This is a genomic window from Microbacterium sp. MEJ108Y (assembly GCF_000834175.1).
GTDB classification, from domain to species: domain Bacteria; phylum Actinomycetota; class Actinomycetes; order Actinomycetales; family Microbacteriaceae; genus Microbacterium; species Microbacterium forte.
Map to the genome: position 1 here is coordinate 76204 of NZ_JXQX01000003.1, position 15784 is coordinate 91987.

Consider the following 15784-nt stretch of genomic DNA (forward strand, 5'->3'; position numbering starts at 1 on the left):
CGCGCCGTCACCGTCCGTTCACCGCGCGCCGCCAGACTGCGATCATGAGCGAATCCCCGCAGAGCGGCGCGGTGCCCGAGCCCGCCGCGACGGCGAACAGCGGCGCGGTCGGCGTGATCGGCCTCGACCTGCGCGGCGAGACCCCCGCACCGAAGAAGCAGGTCTACTCGTGGGCGCTGTGGGACTGGGCGACGCAGCCCTTCAACACCGTCATCCTCACCTTCATCTTCACGGCGCTGTATCTCACGACCGAGGCGTTCCTTCCGGCGGAGATCGCCGGCCTCGACGCGAAGGACCCGATCCGCGAGGCAGCCGAGGCGGACCTCGCCTCGGGTCTGGGCCTCGGGTCGACGATCGCCGGGATCGCGATCCTCCTGATCGCACCGGTGCTGGGTCAGCGCGCGGATGCCGCGGGGCGCCAGAAGCTCTGGCTCGGGATCGGCACCGGGGCGCTCGTCGCCTGCATGCTCGGGCTGTGGTTCGTCGAACCGACGCCGACGCTGTTCTGGCTCGGCGTCGCGTTGATCTCGGCAGGGTCCGTCTTCGGCGAGATCGCCGCGGTCAACTCGAACGCCATGCTGATCGGCATCGCGAACCCGAAGACCGTCGGGCGCATCTCGGGCCTCGGCTGGGGCTTCGGCTACATCGGCGGCATCCTCGCACTGGTGCTCGTCGTCGTCTTCTACGTCTTCGACTGGTTCGGCCTGCCGGATGACGCGGGACTGCCGTTCCGCATCATCGCGGTCGCCTGTGCGCTCTGGGCGATCGTCTTCTCGATCCCGATCTTCCTCAACGTGCCGGAGCCGTCGCTCGGACGCCCCGAACGCAAGGTCGGCTTCTTCGCCTCCTACGGCCTGCTGGTGAAGGACGTCGTCGGCCTGTACCGCAACCCCGACACTCGTCAGACGTTCTGGTTCCTGCTGTCGAGCGCCGTGTTCCGCGACGGGCTCGGCGGCGTCTTCGCCTTCGGCGCCGTCATCGCCAGCCAGGTGTTCGACTTCGGCTTCCTCGACCTCGTGATCTTCGGCATCGCCGCGAACCTCATCGCGGGCGTCTCGACGATCATCGCCGGGCGCTACGACGACCGCTTCGGCCCGAAGCGGATCATCCTCGTCTCGCTCGCCGCCATGGTGGTCGCAGGCCTCGCGGTGTTCTTCCTGGTGGACGCCGGAACGGTCGTCTTCTGGATCGGCGGCCTGGTGCTCTGCGCCTTCGTCGGCCCCGCCCAGGCGGCGTCGCGGTCGTTCCTCGCCCGCATCACGCCTGCCGGGCGCGAGGGAGAGATCTTCGGCCTGTATGCGACGACCGGGCGGGCGGCGAGCTGGATGGCATCGGGCGCCTGGACTCTGCTGATCGTGCTTTCGGGCTCGACGTCGTACGGCATCCTGGGCATCGTGCTGGTGCTGATCGCCGGGTTCCTGCTGCTGCTGCCGGTGAAGGCGACGCAGCGCGGCTGAGGGGCGATGCGGGAGTAGCCTGACCGCGTGACGGTCATCATCGCTTTTCTCGCCAACATCCTCGTCGCGATCGCCAAGACGATCGCTGCGGTGATCACGTCTTCGGCGTCGATGGTCGCCGAGGCGGCGCATTCGTGGGCGGATGCCGGCAACGAGGTGTTCCTGCTCATCGCCGACCGCCGGGGCGCGAGGGTGAAGGATGAGCGGCATCCGCTCGGCTACGGACGTGCGGCGTTCGTGTGGTCGTTGATCGCGGCGTTCGGGATCTTCACCGCGGGGTCGATCGTGTCGATCATGCACGGCGTGCAGGAACTCGCCGAGACAGGCCCCGTAGAGAGCCCCGGGGTGGCGTACACCGTGCTCGGCATCGCCTTCGTGCTCGAGGGTGCGTCGTTCACGCAGGCGATGGTGAAGTCGCGACGGTTGGCGCGCGAGCGCGGATCGTCGACCTGGGACTATGTGCTCAAGACCAGCGACACGACGCTGCGGGCGGTGTTCTTCGAGGACATGGCAGCCCTGATCGGGCTGGTGATCGCGGCCGGTGCGATCGCGATGCACCAGATCACCGGAGTCGCCGCGTGGGATGCCGTGGGGTCGATCCTCGTCGGCGTGCTGCTCGGGGTGGTCGCGATCATCCTCATCGGCCGCAACATCGCCTTTCTCGTGGGCTCGAACGCGTCGCCCGCATTGCGCGATCGCGTCGGGCGCGCACTGCTCTCGTCGCCGCAGATCCAGCGGCTCACCTATCTGCACATCGAGTACGTGGGCCCGAACCGACTCTTCATCGTGGCCGAGGTCGATCTGACCGGAGACGCCCGTGAACACGATGTGGCCCGGAGCCTGCGCGTGATCGAACAGCAGATCGAGGCGCATCCGGTCGTCGAGACCGTGGTGCTGTCGCTGTCGGTCGACGACGAGAAGTCGCTGGAGTTCGGCGAGGTCTCCTGAACCTCTCACCCTGGACGCCGAATCATCCGGCGGGAGCAAGGGCCGACTCTTCCGGAAGACTGAGCCGCGGGGTGCGCCATCGCTGTGCCGGGTCCCACCATGCCGGTCCCCGCACTTGCGGAATGCCGTCGTTCATCCGGATCTCCCACCCGGACGTGCCCAGACTTCGGTGGTGCCACCAGCACAACGGCACACCGTTGTCCGTATGCGTCGGCCCACCCCTGGCGTGCTCGGTGACGTGGTGGATCTCACACCACGACGCCGACACGTGACACCCCGGGATGAGACATTCCCTGTCGCGCGCGATGATCGCGCGGCGTTGGTGCACGGAGAACACCCGATCCGTCGTGGTGATCCCGATGATCCGACCCTCGTCGAGAAGGACCCGCTGTATCGTCCCCGAGCATCCGACGTGCGAGGCGACACTCGCGGGCAGCTGTCCCCACGCACCGCTGACGCTCGCGCGCCCAGTGCCGTTCTCGAGGTCCTTCGCATCCACCGTCACGACCAGAGTCGGGGACGCTCCGCCGAGAGTGGGCATGTCTCGGTGTCGGGCGGCGATCGCCAGGGCGACGGCGAATGCGTCGTGCCGCTTCTGCGCCGCCGTGCGGTCATCGATGACGGCACGCGGATCAGAGTTGTACGGATCGTCGTCGTCGGCCGCGCCCGAATCGGTGGGGGTGAACGCCACGCCCGGCATCGGCGGCCCGTCGCCCTTGGGGTTGTTCACCGCATCGAGGATCAGCTCGAGCTGGGCCGCGCCCTCGGGCGTCTGGTATCCCTTGATCGACCGCAGTCCGTCGCGTACCCGCCCGAGGGTTATCCCCCGGCGGCGGGCAGGCTCATCGCCGGGCTCGTCTCCGTCGGGGTCGAGCAGCGAGACCAACGTCTCTGCAAGGAGCTTCAGCTCGTCGAGCGTCGGGGCCGGGCCCTGCACCTCTGCGCCGGGGCCGGCCTGCGGGTCGGGCCTGACGCCCCTCGCCGCACGGGCGAGGCACTCGTCGGCATCGAGCCGGTCAACGGCGCTGATGCGATATGACACCTTCTCGATCGGCTCGGTTGCGGCGAGCATCCCGGCGACTCCGATCGCACCGTCGAGCATCGCCTCTCGCAGCGCCGGCCACCGTGCAGGCATGCGGTCACCGGAGACCAGGTTCACCCTCCGCCGCACCAGATCGACGACCTTCCCGACGCGCGTCGCCCCGCGCAGGTCTGTCAGCAGCGTGCGCTGCAGCAGTTCGCTCTGCGTGCGGCATCCGGTGGAATGCGGGAACTCCACCGCATCCCCCGTCGCGATCGTCTCGACCACCACGGCCTCGACCCGACGGAACGCTGCGCCCGCCGCCTGCAGCACCTCCACCCGTTCTGCGTCGGACAATCCGGCGAGCGCGTCATCGGACAGCACCCGATCGAGGTCGGCGACGACCTGATCGAGGAGGGCGCGAGTGCGGGATGACATGACTCCATCCAACTCGGGGTCACCGACATTCAGACCGCAGAATCGAGCACTTTTCGACCAGATCAGAAGCATATTCCGGAACACCGGATGAGCGTTCCGGAACACCGGTCAGCGATCATGGAACACCGGCGATCGGCATCGCCGGCCGATAGCGCACGTCACGTGCGGGCTCAGCTCTCCCAGTTGTCGGCGAGCTTGTTCAGCAGCGTCGCGAGCTGGTCGCGCTCGTCATCAGTGAAGGCCGCGAGCGCCTTCCCCAGGGCCTCTCGCCGTTCGCCCCGCATCCCACGGGCGATCTTCCGACCCTCGTCGGTCAGCGCGATCCGGGTGCGCCGCGCATCGTCGGGGTCGGCCTCACGGCGCACGAAGCCGTGTGCGACCCCCTGCTGCACGAGCCTCGATGCTCGGGGCTGGTCGACGCCGATCGCCGCACCGAGGTCACTGACGCTGAGCGCGGCCGACGCCGCGGCGAGCGCCTCGAGCATCCGCATGCGAGCCGGTCCGCCGAAGCGTCCGGACGGGTCGTTCATCCAGGGCGGCATGCCCGGGTGCCCAGGGCGCCCGTGCGCGCGATGCCCCTGGTCGGAATGGCCCGAACGGTCGGAATGGCCTGCGTGGTCGTCATGGTCCGCGTGGTCGGAGTGCGGCCCGCCGTGCCACCCGTGCGGCCCGCCCATGCCTCGCGGGCCACGCCCGCGCTCGCCAGGACGTCGTCCGCGCAGACGCGACAGGGCGCGGGCTATGGCCTCGGCGGGGTCATTCTCAGCGGAGCTCACGATTCGATTTTACATGCGACTTGACATGGATCGTTACTGCATGTCACACTACATATACATGCATAGTGACAAGCACATGCCCCATGACATCTAAGGATTCCACTCATGAACACCTCTGACACTCAGAACACAGACAGCACCCACCGCCCCTTCGGCTACTGGCTGAAGGCCGTCGACCGCCTGATGGCGGCCGAGTTCGACTCCGCATTCGAGGGCGAGCACGCCAGCCGCCGCGACTGGCGGATCCTCAACGTCATCGATGGCACCGCGCCCGCCCGTCGCCCCCTGAACGCCCACAAGCTGCATGCCCTCGTCGAGCGTGGCTGGGTCGTCGCCGACGGCGACGGCTGGACGCTGACCGACGACGGCCGTGCGGCCAAGGAGCGCCTCGGCGGCATCGTCGACGGCATCCGCGCCAAGGTCACGGACGCCGTGAGCCCCGAAGACCTCGAGACCACGATGAGCTCGCTCGAGCAGATCGCCCGTGCGTTCGGCTGGGACGAAGATACTCCGCTCCCCCGTGGGCGCGGTCGTCGTCACGGCTTCGGAGCCCGCAGCTTCGGTCGCGGCTTCGCGCCCGAGCACGGGTTCGGCCCCGGCCATCCCGGACGTGGCTTCGGCCGTCGCCACGGACACCCGTTCGGACGCGGTCGCGGCTTCGCACCCGGATTCGACTCCGAGCACGAGCACGAGCACGAGCACGGAGCGGATGCCGAGCTCAGCGGCCACGACTGCGGACACCGCGGGCACCCGGGGCACGACCGCTTCGCGGACGCGTACGATCGCGCGCACCACGGTCGCGCTGGCGCCGGGCACGAGCACGGCGGGCACGAGCACGGCAGGCACGAAGGGCCCCGCCACGGCGAGCACCGCGGCGCCCGAGCGGCGCAGCACGCCTATGAGCGCGGCTTCGACGCCGGGTTCTCCCGCGGTCGCGACGCCTGAGGGCATCCGTCAGCAGGCACCTGATCCACAGAACGCCCCGCTCGCTCCGGCGAACGGGGCGTTCGCCGTTCACCGGGAATGGGGCCACCTCCTACCGGAGAGCGGGAAGGACGACTTCGTCCACCAGCTGCACCACCGCATCCGGTTCGAGCGCACGCCGGCGCAGACTGATGCTGCCGAACGCGGCGGTCGGCACGAGACCCGCGACGAGCGCGACCGGAGCGTCCGCCCGGACCTCGCCCCGCTCGATCCACCGCTCTATCACCACGCCGAGCGCAGCGACGGGCGGTCCTCCGACCACTCGATAGGCGACGTCGCGCAACTCGTCGTCGCGGCCGATCTCGCTCAGGATGCTGGCGAGCACGCCCGCCGTCCGTTCATCCGCCTGGGCGAAGTGCATAGCCGCGGCGATGAGATCACCGCGGAGCGTTCCGGTGTCCGGAACCGCGGCGGTCACCTGCAGCGCCCGGACAGCCGCCACGACGAGTTCGGCCTTGTTCTCCCAGCGACGGTAGATGGCGGACCGTCCGCAGCGCGCACGATCAGCGACCGCGCCGATCGTCGTGCCGGCATAGCCGTTCTCGATGAGGAGCTCCTGAACCGCATCGAGGATCGCCCCCTCGACGCCGGGGTCGCGGGGACGCCCTGCGCGCCGATTCGATTCGTCTTCGCTCATCGCACCCCATTGTATGTTCCGGTATCGAGCAGTACCGTTATATCCGGTACTGATCAGTACCGGAATAAGATCAGCGAAGGAGTCGTCATGGTCACCACCACCGCCCGCGGAGATCGGCACGCCACCGGTTCACGGTTGCGTCGCGCCCTCATACTCGCCGCAGCCGTGGCCATCGCGATCGCGGCGAACTCCATGGTCGCCCTCATCGCCGTTGCCGCCGGCGCGCCGACGACCTACGGCCCGCTGACGTTCCCCGCCTTCAGCCTGTTCACCACCGTGGGCGTCGTCGCCGGGTGGATCGGATGGTCGCTCGTGCGCCGCCACGCGCGCGACCCCCGCCGCACTCTCACCATGGTCGTGCCGATCGTGACCGTGGCGTCGTTCGTCCCCGACGTTCTGCTGCTCGCCCTGCGCTTCATCCCCGGGACGACAGTGAGCGCCGTCATCGCGCTGATGGTCATGCACCTCGTGGTCGTCGCCGTGGCAGTGCCCGCGTACATGTGGGCGTCGCGGTCGAGCTGACGGGAACCCGCTGTATGTCAGACGGCGCGGCCCTCCGGACGGAGCAACCGAGACGCACCGAGGAGTTCGATGCCGAGCAGATGGCCGTCCTCGTCGAAATCGAGGAACAGCTCACCCGAGACGCCGTCCGGCAGGTCGACCGGAACGGTTCGTGCAACCTCGCCGTCGGCGATCGGAGCACCCAGAGTCACATAGGCGGCATCGACCTCGGGGTCGTATCTCAGATCACCCATGCCACAGCGACCCGTCGACCGTCGCAGGCTCGCCAGTCGCCAGCGCGAACGACACGTTCGTGCCGAGATAGACGGCCCCGGCGATCGCTGCCACGAGCAAGACGATGAGGAACGCGAAGATCACGAAAGTCAGCGCGCCGTATCCGCCTGATGTCGGCGCCTCGGGCGCGACGGACGGCTGCGCCCAGTCCTCCGCGACCGGTGCAGGCTGGTCGCCGGTGAGGATCGCCGGCTTCGGCCGCGATCGGCGCGTCGACGGAAGCATCGCCTCCGGGGGAGGCGGCGGGATCACCGCATCCGGAATCGCAGACTCCGACGGAGGCGGCGGAATGACCGCATCCGGAATCGCAGACTCCGACGGAGGCGGCGGGATCAGACCGTCGGGGATCGGGATCTCGGCCGGCGGCGGCGGAACGACAGCGTCCTCCGACGGGATGTACGGATCTCTGCTGTCACCGCTCATGTCAGCCCCCTACGGCTCCGACGTCGGTCGTTCCGACGTCGGTCTTGTGGAAGTTCTGGAACGAGCGGGATGCCGTGGGTCCGCGCTGTCCCTGGTAGCGGTTGCCGTACGGGCCGGAGCCGTACGGGTTCTCAGCCGGAGAGGTCAGCCGGAAGAAGCACAGCTGTCCGATCTTCATGCCCGGCCACAGCTTGATCGGCAGCGTCGCGACATTCGCGAGCTCGAGCGTCACGTGCCCCGTGAAGCCGGGGTCGATGAAGCCGGCGGTCGAGTGCGTGATCAGCCCCAGGCGACCGAGTGACGACTTGCCCTCGAGGCGGGCCGCGATGTCATCGGCCAGCGAGACCTGCTCGAACGTCGCGCCGAGCGCGAACTCACCGGGGTGCAGGATGAACGGCTCGTCGGGGTCGACCTCGATCAGCCGAGTCAGCTCCGGCTGATCGACCGACGGGTCGATGAACGGGTACTTGTGGTTGTCGAAGAGACGGAAGTAGCGGTCGAGGCGCACGTCGATGCTCGACGGCTGGATCATCTCCGGCTCGTGCGGGTCGAGACCGATGTGGCCGGAGGCGAGTTCTGCTCTGATGTCGCGGTCGCTGAGAAGCACGGCCCCAGCCTAGTCACCACACGCGGCCGACACTTTGGCCATGACGGATCGTGCGGGTAGGCTTGCGTTCAGCCGCTCCTCGGATGCGGGTACGGGGCTGTAGTTCAATGGCAGAACTTCTGCTTCCCAAGCAGATAGCGCGGGTTCGATTCCCGTCAGCCCCTCCATATATGTGACGCCCCGCTCGCTGTTCCCGCGACGCACTCCGGCACCTCCTCGTAGATCCATCACGGATTCGTCGGTGGGTGGTCGAGGGTGATGACGAGTTTCCGTGCCGATACGCCACGGCGAAGGGTGTCGATGGCTTCCTGGATGGCCGAAAGCCCGTGTCCTGCGATGTGGGCCTCCGGGTAGAGGTGGTGGCTGCCCGAAGCGAGAGCGGCAGGGAGATACCCGCCCCAGACGGCCGGACCCACGGGAGACGCGGCGATGGCGCTTCCCCAGATGAATGATGCCCTGATGCCGCGAGCGCGACTGCGCACCTGCAGGAGGGCGGTCCTCGTTCCGAGCTTCAGGAAGAGGCGGATGCGGGCGAGGGAGAGACCGCCACGCCGGGGCTGTTCGTAGAACGAGACGGGAGGGCTCGCCATCGCGATCCGCGTGGCACCGGTGGCGCGGGCGATCCACAGACACGGCTCGGCCGATCCCACCGCGACGGCGAGGATCCCCGCCACGGCGGAGCCGCCGACCGCTTCGACGATCCGATTCGCCGCTTCCGGGTCGCGATAGTCGAAGGCGGCTTCTGCTCCCAGTCGCCTCATCCGGTCATGGTTCTTCGCAGAGGCCGTCGTGATGACGCGATAACCGGCCGCTCGGGCGAGTTGGATCGCATTGCCTCCGACGGCTGTCGCGCCGCCCCAGATCACGACGACCTCATCGCGATGCGCCGCGTCTCCGAGACGGGAGTAGTCCAGTCCCAGCTGCTCCTTCTCGAACAGGCCGGCCGCCGCTGTGGACACCGCCAGCGGCAGGACGGCGGCATCCTCGAAAGCGGTGGTGGCCGGCAGAGCGGCGGCCAGGCTCGCGTCGACCGCGACGTAGGTCTGGAAGCCGCTCTCGGAGACGGCATCCCGCCCCTTCTCCAAGCCCATCGCATACGCCACCACGCGGTCTCCGACGACGAAGTCGTCCACGCCCGCTCCGGTCTCGACGACCACGCCCGCGACGTCCTCCCCGAGGATCACCGGGTAGCGCAACCATCCGTACATGACAGTGCCGTTGGACTGGATGATCGCATCGAGCGGATTCACCGCCACTGCATGCACCTCGAGCACGAGCTGCCCCGCCCCCGGCTTCGGCATCGGGGCATCTCGAATCGTCAGGTCCGCATAGGCGGAATCGATCCACGCCGCAGTGTTGTCGCTCATTTTCCTCTGCTCTCCGAATCCGATGACATATCGTGTCATCACGCTCGAGCTTACGACAGTTCGTGTCATCATTGCTGTATGCCTCGATGGTCACCGGATGCTGCACTGCGGTTGGAAGCTGCAGCGATGAACCTGTTCACCGACCAGGGGTACTCGGGAACCACGGTTCCCCAGATCGCCGAGGCGGCGGGACTGACCACGCGGACGTTCTTCCGCCACTTCTCCGACAAACGGGATGTGCTGTTCCTCCGAGATCGCGAGTTCCCCCAAGCGGTGAGCGACTTCATGGAGTCCATCCCGCAGGAACGCGGCGGGACGGCCACCGTGCGCGCAGGCCTCGCGGCAGCATGCCGAGGCCTCCAGGAGTGGCGGGAGCAGATCGGACGTCGACGCAGCATCATCCGCAGCGAACCCGCGCTGCACGAACGCGATCTTCTGCGCAGTCACTACCTCGCGCGCGCCATCGAACGGTCACTGAACCAGCGCGGCATCGCCCCTGAGCACGCACATACCCTGGCCGCCCTCGCCGTGACGTGTTTCGACCTCGCGATGGACCGATGGCTGGAAGGCCCCTCCGATCTCTCACTCGAGGATGCCCTGACTGCGGTGTGGACCGACATGCAGGGATGGATCAACGGGTGACATCGCCGGCGGGAGCGATCGTTCTTCGGCGCGTCACGCGTCGGTAGCTGTCAGAGGTCTTCCCAGGGGGTGAACTCGACCGTCACGTCGTCTCCGTCGACCGTGTACGTGCCGATGAGATCGGTCCTATAGTCGGTCGTGCCGGTTCCGGACGAGGCTCCCCCCTCCGGGCGGTACCAGAAGACGACGTCGACCATGAATCGGTGGTCGGTTCGAAAGGTCACGTTGTACGGGGCCCGGATGACCCCGATCGTCGACGGATCCTGTTGCCTCAGGAGCAGAGGACAGGCCGCATCCGCCGAGGTACCGGGTTCGACACACGCGTCGGCTCGGTCGTTCGCGGCATCCGTCAGAGCCGTCTGCAGTGCCTCCGTCGCCGCGACCGAGAGTTCGGCCGTCGCTGTCGGCGGGACGGCTGCCAGCTCATCGGGCGCGACTGTGAAGTAGGTACCAAGGTCTGGGCCGATCAGGTCATAGACGGCGGGATACACCCGCACCGGCTCCGACCGCGAGTCCGCAGACACCCCGGCGACCTCTTTCACGGCGAGCTCGAGTTCGGTGCCGGCGAGATCGACCTGCTCCACACCCGTGAGGGAGATGCTGTCCCGCACGGCCACGGTCGCCTCGACCGTCAGCGGCGAGTCGGGGCGCCATCCCGGCTGCAGCAGCCAGTAGGCACCCGCATCTCGCGTCATCGTGAACGTATGGGTGAAGGTCTGCGAGGCGAGCTCCATCACAGCCCTCACCTCCGCGGTGTCGCCCTCATGCGTGGTCGTGGTGACGGACACCACCTCGATACGCTCGGTGGCGGCACTGAGGACGTCGTCGGTCAGGTACGTCGCATCGATACCGGATGCATCCGGGTCGACGATCTGCGCGGCGGTGGAGGCATCGCCGTCGGCGATCGCCGCGAGGTACGAGCTCACTGCCTCCGACGGATCACTGGAGTGGGATACCACCGCTGCCGCGGTCAGATAACCGCCGACCGCAAGCGCGACGGCACCCAGGGTGATCCACACGCGCCGCTCGCGTCGAGCCGCAGGCGCCGTCGGTGAACTGCCAGTCGTCGAAGCTGTCGTCACTGATCGATCCCTGTCCCTGAGGTCCTCATCGAGCTGTCCGACTCAGACTACGGCGACACCCGGATACCGACCCTCCGCGAGCTCCACATGTGTGACGACTCCTTCACGGAGAGTCAGCGCCGCGGCTTCCGGGCCTCGATGAGCGTGCGAGACGAGTGAGCGACGAACGGGCCCTCCTGCAGCCGCTCGTGCAGACTCTGCAGACGCTCGCGGTGCGAAGCGGAGTCGAAGCCCGGCACCAGCCAGATCACCTTTCTCAGGAACCACACGATCGCGCCGACGTCGTAGAACTCGATACGCAGGCGCTCCGTGCGCAGATCGACGACGTCGAGACCGGCCGCCCTCGCCTCCGACGCCTCGACCTCGGGGTCTCGGCGACTGCGGATCTCCGTGGGCTGCGGCCCGAGGAACTCCTCGACGAGCTCGAACGCGCTCGCCGGCCCGACGTGCTGCGCGAGGTAGCTGCCGCCGGGTGCGAGCACCCTGGAGACCTCCGCCCAGTCGACGGCCACCGGATGCCTACTCGAGACCAGAGCGAAGCTGTCGTCCGCGAACGGCAGGGGCTGCCCCTCCGTCACGCGGACGACGACCACTCCGCGCGGCTGCAGACGCGCGGCGGCGCGCGTGAGGTTCGGTGGCCAGGACTCGGTCGCCGCGGCGAGCGGCGGGAGCGTGGGTGCCGTGTCGAGGACCTCGCCACCCCCGGTCTCCAGGTCGAGGAGAGAGGGGACCACGGCGATGCGCCGAGCGAGCAGCTCCGAGAAGCGCCACGTCGGACGCTGCTCCGTCGCGCGGCCGTCGATCCATCCGAAGTCCCAGCCGTCGACCGACGCGGCGTCGGCCTCGGCGATCAGAGCATCGACATCCTGAGCGGACGCCCGCTCCGTCGCCCCCGCCCGTTCCTGCGGGCTCATCCGACCCGCTCCAGTCGAGCCTCCTCGGATCGAGCGGTGTCGAAGCGCGGCACGGCGTCGAGCAGCTCCCGGGTGTACTCGTGGTGCGGATGCTCGAGCACGACGTCCGCCGACCCCGTCTCGACGACGCGTCCGTCCGACAGCACCGTGACCTCGTCGGCGATCTGGCGGATCAGTCCGAGGTCGTGCGAGATGAACAGGTAGCTGAGGTCGCGCTCGTCGCGCAGGTCGAGCAGCAGCTCGATGACCTGCGCCTGAACCGAGACGTCGAGCGCCGATGTCGGCTCGTCGAGCACGAGCACGGACGGCGCGATCACCAGGGTCCTCGCGAGCGCCACGCGCTGACGCTGCCCGCCGGACACCTCGCGTGCACGTCGTCCGAGCGAACTCGCCGGCAGAGCCACCTGATCGATGATCTCGGCGACGCGGCGCCGTCGCTCGACGGCCGAGCGCACCCCGTGGATGCGCAGCGGCTCCTCGATGATCTGCCTGATCGTCGAGCGCGGATCCACTGCCGACAGCGGGTTCTGGTAGACGAGCTGCAGCTGCCGCGCGAACGGATTGGCGACCGACGGGGTCTGCGGCAGGTCGCGACCGGCGACGGCTACTGCACCGTCGTCGAACGACGTCAGTCCAGCGGCGATGCGCGCGAGGGTCGACTTTCCCGATCCGGATTCGCCCACCAGCGCATGGATGCTGCCGCGTCGGAGAGTCAGCGAGACGTCGTCGAGCGCCTTCGGCGCATCCGGGTCGCGACCATACCGCTTGGAGACCCCGGCGACCTCGACCACGGCTTCCCGCTCCGCACCGGCATCCGAGGTCTCGCGTCGGGTGTCCCTCTGCGCGATCCGATCCCGGTACCGAAGCGGCGAGGACGCCGGCGAATCCGAGAGCAGGCGGATCGTGTACGGATGCCGCGGGTCGGACAGCACCTCGTCGGCGCGCCCCTGCTCGCGGATCTCGCCGTCCTGCAGCACCACGATCGCGTCGCTGCGCTCCTGCGCGAGCGCGAGATCGTGGGTGATGAACAGGATGCCGAGGCCCAGCTCGTCGCGGAGCCCGTCGAGGAGATCGAGAATGCGGCGCTGCACTGTCACGTCGAGCGCAGAGGTCGGCTCGTCTGCGATGAGCAGCTGCGGGCTCGCGGCGATCGCGATCGCGATGAGCACGCGCTGCAGCTGGCCACCGGAGAGCTCATGCGGGTACGCCCTGACCCGCGACGCGGCGTCACGGATGCCGACGTGCTCGAGCAGCTCGACGACCTTCGAGGGCACGTCGACCCTCGCGACCTCTCCCGATACGGCGACGGCCTGTGCGATCTGGGTGCCTATGCGCTGCAGCGGGTCGAGTGAGCTGAGCGGATCCTGCGGGACGAAGCCGAGGGTCGTGCCGCGCAGCGGACGCCACTGCCTGCTCGACCTCTGTGCGACGTCGTGGCCCGCGACCTGGATGCGCCCTGAGGTCACCCGGCCGTTCACGGGGAGGAGCCCGGCGACCGCGCGAGCGATCGTGCTCTTGCCCGAGCCCGACTGGCCGACCAGCGAGACCGTCTCACCGCGACCGACCTCGAACGAGATCTCGCTCACACTCCGCAGCGGTCGGCGCGAACCGGGCACCGAGTACCCGACGGCGAGGGAATCGACCACGAGCGGCAGCGGCCTCTCGGGCACGGCATGGAGGCCGGGGGCGGCCTGGCCACCGAGATGCTGAGCCAGGTGCGGGTGGGTAGTGCCGGTCATGCTGCGGTCCTTCCACGGGAGAGCTGGCTGAGGCGACTGATGGCGAGTACGGTGACGCCGATCACGAGTCCGGGCACGATGACGAGCCACGGCGAGGAGACCACGTACTGGCGCCCCTCCGAGACCAGCAATCCCCATTCGGGCTCGGGTGGCGGCGCGCCGTAACCGAGGAAGCTGAGCCCGGAGATCCAGATGATCGCGAGACCGAACTGCAGTGCCGTGAGCGACAGCACGGCCGAGTACGAGTTCGGCAGCACATGCCTGATGAGGACGTGGAGGCGTGACCCGCCGAGGTGATGGCTCGCCTCGACGAACGGCAGGTCCTTCACGGTCAGCACCTCGGAGCGCATGATGCGGGTGAAGGCCGCGATCGAGGAGATACCGACGGCGACGGCAGCGTTGAGCGTGCCGAAGCCCAGCGCGACGATCACGACCATCGCGAGCAGCAGGCCCGGGATCGACAGGAGAACGTCGACGATCCGGCTGATCAGCGCGTCGACGATCCCGCCGAACGAGGCGGCGATCAGACCGAGCACGGTGCCGACGCCGAGGCCGATGAGGACGGCGACCGCGGAGCCGAGCAGGGTCCGACCGGTGCCGTGTACGATCCTCGACAGCACGTCGCGGCCGAGGTAGTCGGTGCCGAACCAATGCGCTGCGGACGGTGCGGCGAGTGGATTCGCATCGTCAGGTGCGAGCGGGTCGTAGGGCGCCAGGAGTCCCGGTGCGAGCACCGAGAGCAGCACGAGAGCGAGGACGAGGAGCGCCAGGAGGTCGCCGAATCCGAGCCGGGCGGTGAGGCGACGTAAGGCACTCGGCTCGACGTCCACGGTGTCGTGGACGGAGGCGGGGAGTCTGTCGAGTGCAGTCGTCATGCGAGCACGCTCTCTTCCTGGACGGGGACGGACGACGGGCCGAGCGGACGACTGCGACCGTCCGCGGCGGCTGACCGCCGTCTCGACTGCGCGGTCACCCGGCCGGGGGTGACGATGCGAGGATCGAGGATCGGGTAGAGCAGGTCGGTGATCAGATTGATGCCGACGTAGATGGCGGAGATGAGGATCACGACCGCCAGCACCACGGGCGTGTCCTGATCGCGGACGCTCTCGAACGTGATGAACCCGAGCCCGGTGCGTGTGAAGACGGCTTCGACGATCACCGCACCGGCGAGAAGCTCTCCCACGATCAGAGCGAGCATCGTGATCGACGGGATCGCCCCGTTCTTGAGCACGTGTCCGAGCGCGATCCTCGACTCGCTGCGCCCTTTGGCGCGGAGCACCGTGACGAACGGCTCGTCGGCCGCTTTGCGCAGACCTTGGATGAGCACCTGCGACAGCGGCCCGATCACCGCGAGGGCGAGCGTGAGCGCCGGGAGCACATACGACACGAATCCCTCATCGCGCACCGACGAGACCCAGCCGAGCTGGAACGAGAAGACCGCGAGGAGCACGAAGCCGATGAGGAAGCTCGGTGCCGAGATGGAGGCGATCGGCAGGGCGCTCGCGAAACTGCGCACGGCCTTCCAGGGCGCGTAGACGGCGACCAGGGCGGTCGCCAACGCGATCACGATCGTGAAGACGAAGGCGATCGCGGCGAGGACGATCGTGTCGGAGAGCCCCTGTGCCACGAGTTCCGACACGGGCCGGTTGCTGACGAGCGAGAATCCGAGATCGCCCTGGAAGAGACGGCTCACGGCCAGGAAGAACTGCTCCACGGGTGAGAGGTCGAAGTGATAGTACGCCCGCAACGCCTCTGCCGCGGACGGCGGCAGCGGATTGAGCGGGCTGATGAGCTTGTTCTCGATCGGATCGCCGGGGAGTACGAAGAGCGCGAAGAACACGAGGGTGTAGACGAGAGCGATCACGAGCAGCGCCTGCGCGATGCGGCGGACGACGTAGGTGCGGTACTGCATTCGGGCCTCCTTGCGGCCATCGGGCGTTCCGACGGGAGGGCG

General features: G+C 68.4%; 17 protein-coding genes and 1 tRNA gene. 6 read left to right on the plus strand and 12 right to left on the minus strand.

Going from position 1 to position 15784, the window contains the following annotated elements; genetic code table 11:
- The first annotated feature begins 44 nt into the window (after positions 1-44).
- On the plus strand, positions 45-1457 hold the full coding sequence (locus RU09_RS01765) for an MFS transporter (RefSeq protein ID WP_042536853.1): 1413 nt from the start codon (positions 45-47) through the stop codon (positions 1455-1457).
- Between the two features lie 27 nt (positions 1458-1484).
- Positions 1485-2405, plus strand: coding sequence for a cation diffusion facilitator family transporter (locus RU09_RS01770; RefSeq protein ID WP_042536854.1), 921 nt, complete (start codon positions 1485-1487; stop codon positions 2403-2405).
- Positions 2406-2427: 22 nt separating this feature from the next.
- Here RU09_RS01770 and RU09_RS01775 read toward each other — a convergent pair whose 3' ends face one another.
- Together RU09_RS01775 and RU09_RS18990 are read right to left on the minus strand one after the other, a co-directional pair.
- Complete coding sequence (locus RU09_RS01775; RefSeq protein ID WP_042536855.1) at positions 2428-3864, minus strand: HNH endonuclease signature motif containing protein; 1437 nt, start codon at positions 3862-3864, stop codon at positions 2428-2430.
- A gap of 170 nt (positions 3865-4034) precedes the next feature.
- Positions 4035-4640, minus strand: a complete 606-nt coding sequence (locus RU09_RS18990; protein WP_269430294.1) for a MarR family winged helix-turn-helix transcriptional regulator — start codon at positions 4638-4640, stop codon at positions 4035-4037.
- A 105-nt stretch (positions 4641-4745) separates the two neighbouring features.
- Here RU09_RS18990 and RU09_RS01785 point away from each other — a divergent pair, with 105 nt between their 5' ends.
- On the plus strand, positions 4746-5585 hold the full coding sequence (locus RU09_RS01785; protein ID WP_042536857.1) for a MarR family winged helix-turn-helix transcriptional regulator: 840 nt from the start codon (positions 4746-4748) through the stop codon (positions 5583-5585).
- Positions 5586-5676: 91 nt separating this feature from the next.
- Here RU09_RS01785 and RU09_RS01790 read toward each other — a convergent pair whose 3' ends face one another.
- Positions 5677-6261, minus strand: a complete 585-nt coding sequence (locus RU09_RS01790) for a TetR/AcrR family transcriptional regulator (RefSeq protein WP_042536858.1) — start codon at positions 6259-6261, stop codon at positions 5677-5679.
- 87 nt (positions 6262-6348) lie between these two features.
- On the opposite strand from RU09_RS01790, the gene RU09_RS01795 reads away from it, so the two are divergent.
- A complete protein-coding gene (locus tag RU09_RS01795; RefSeq protein ID WP_042536859.1) occupies positions 6349-6783 on the plus strand; it encodes a DUF6069 family protein in 435 nt (144 codons plus the stop codon).
- 17 nt (positions 6784-6800) lie between these two features.
- Here RU09_RS01795 and RU09_RS01800 read toward each other — a convergent pair whose 3' ends face one another.
- The 3 genes from RU09_RS01800 to dcd are packed head-to-tail and all read right to left on the minus strand — an operon-like array spanning position 6801 to position 8086.
- Positions 6801-7016, minus strand: a complete 216-nt coding sequence (locus RU09_RS01800; protein ID WP_042536860.1) for a DUF2283 domain-containing protein — start codon at positions 7014-7016, stop codon at positions 6801-6803.
- The gene (locus RU09_RS01805; protein WP_042536861.1) at positions 7009-7479 is read right to left on the minus strand and encodes a hypothetical protein; all 471 of its coding nucleotides are present in this window, start codon (positions 7477-7479) and stop codon (positions 7009-7011) included. The genes RU09_RS01800 and RU09_RS01805 overlap by 8 nt, the downstream gene beginning before the upstream one ends.
- 1 nt (position 7480) lies before the next feature.
- Positions 7481-8086, minus strand: coding sequence for a dCTP deaminase (gene dcd, locus RU09_RS01810; protein ID WP_042536862.1), 606 nt, complete (start codon positions 8084-8086; stop codon positions 7481-7483).
- Positions 8087-8179: 93 nt separating this feature from the next.
- On the opposite strand from dcd, the gene RU09_RS01815 reads away from it, so the two are divergent.
- Positions 8180-8253: transfer RNA gene (locus RU09_RS01815), tRNA-Gly, on the plus strand.
- A 60-nt stretch (positions 8254-8313) separates the two neighbouring features.
- Here RU09_RS01815 and RU09_RS01820 read toward each other — a convergent pair.
- Positions 8314-9453 (minus strand): zinc-binding alcohol dehydrogenase family protein, encoded by a 1140-nt coding sequence (locus tag RU09_RS01820; protein WP_052492814.1) that lies wholly within the window; start codon positions 9451-9453, stop codon positions 8314-8316.
- A gap of 126 nt (positions 9454-9579) precedes the next feature.
- Here RU09_RS01820 and RU09_RS01825 point away from each other — a divergent pair, with 126 nt between their 5' ends.
- A complete protein-coding gene (locus RU09_RS01825; RefSeq protein WP_052492815.1) occupies positions 9580-10095 on the plus strand; it encodes a TetR/AcrR family transcriptional regulator in 516 nt (171 codons plus the stop codon).
- 50 nt (positions 10096-10145) lie between these two features.
- On the opposite strand, the gene RU09_RS01830 is transcribed toward RU09_RS01825, so the two are convergent.
- The 5 genes from RU09_RS01830 to RU09_RS01850 form a co-directional block, all read right to left on the minus strand.
- On the minus strand, positions 10146-11177 hold the full coding sequence (locus tag RU09_RS01830; RefSeq protein WP_156145853.1) for a hypothetical protein: 1032 nt from the start codon (positions 11175-11177) through the stop codon (positions 10146-10148).
- A 113-nt stretch (positions 11178-11290) separates the two neighbouring features.
- A complete protein-coding gene (locus RU09_RS01835; RefSeq protein ID WP_042536865.1) occupies positions 11291-12091 on the minus strand; it encodes a class I SAM-dependent methyltransferase in 801 nt (266 codons plus the stop codon).
- Entirely contained in the window at positions 12088-13830 is a 1743-nt protein-coding gene (locus RU09_RS18995) for a dipeptide ABC transporter ATP-binding protein (RefSeq protein WP_082040995.1), read from the minus strand. Before RU09_RS18995 ends, RU09_RS01835 begins: the two co-directional genes overlap by 4 nt.
- Positions 13827-14705: an ABC transporter permease gene (locus tag RU09_RS01845; protein ID WP_042536866.1), complete on the minus strand. Its 879-nt coding sequence runs from the start codon at positions 14703-14705 to the stop codon at positions 13827-13829. The genes RU09_RS18995 and RU09_RS01845 overlap by 4 nt, the downstream gene beginning before the upstream one ends.
- Positions 14702-15742: an ABC transporter permease gene (locus RU09_RS01850; RefSeq protein ID WP_082040996.1), complete on the minus strand. Its 1041-nt coding sequence runs from the start codon at positions 15740-15742 to the stop codon at positions 14702-14704. The genes RU09_RS01845 and RU09_RS01850 overlap by 4 nt, the downstream gene beginning before the upstream one ends.
- Positions 15743-15784 lie beyond the last annotated feature (42 nt).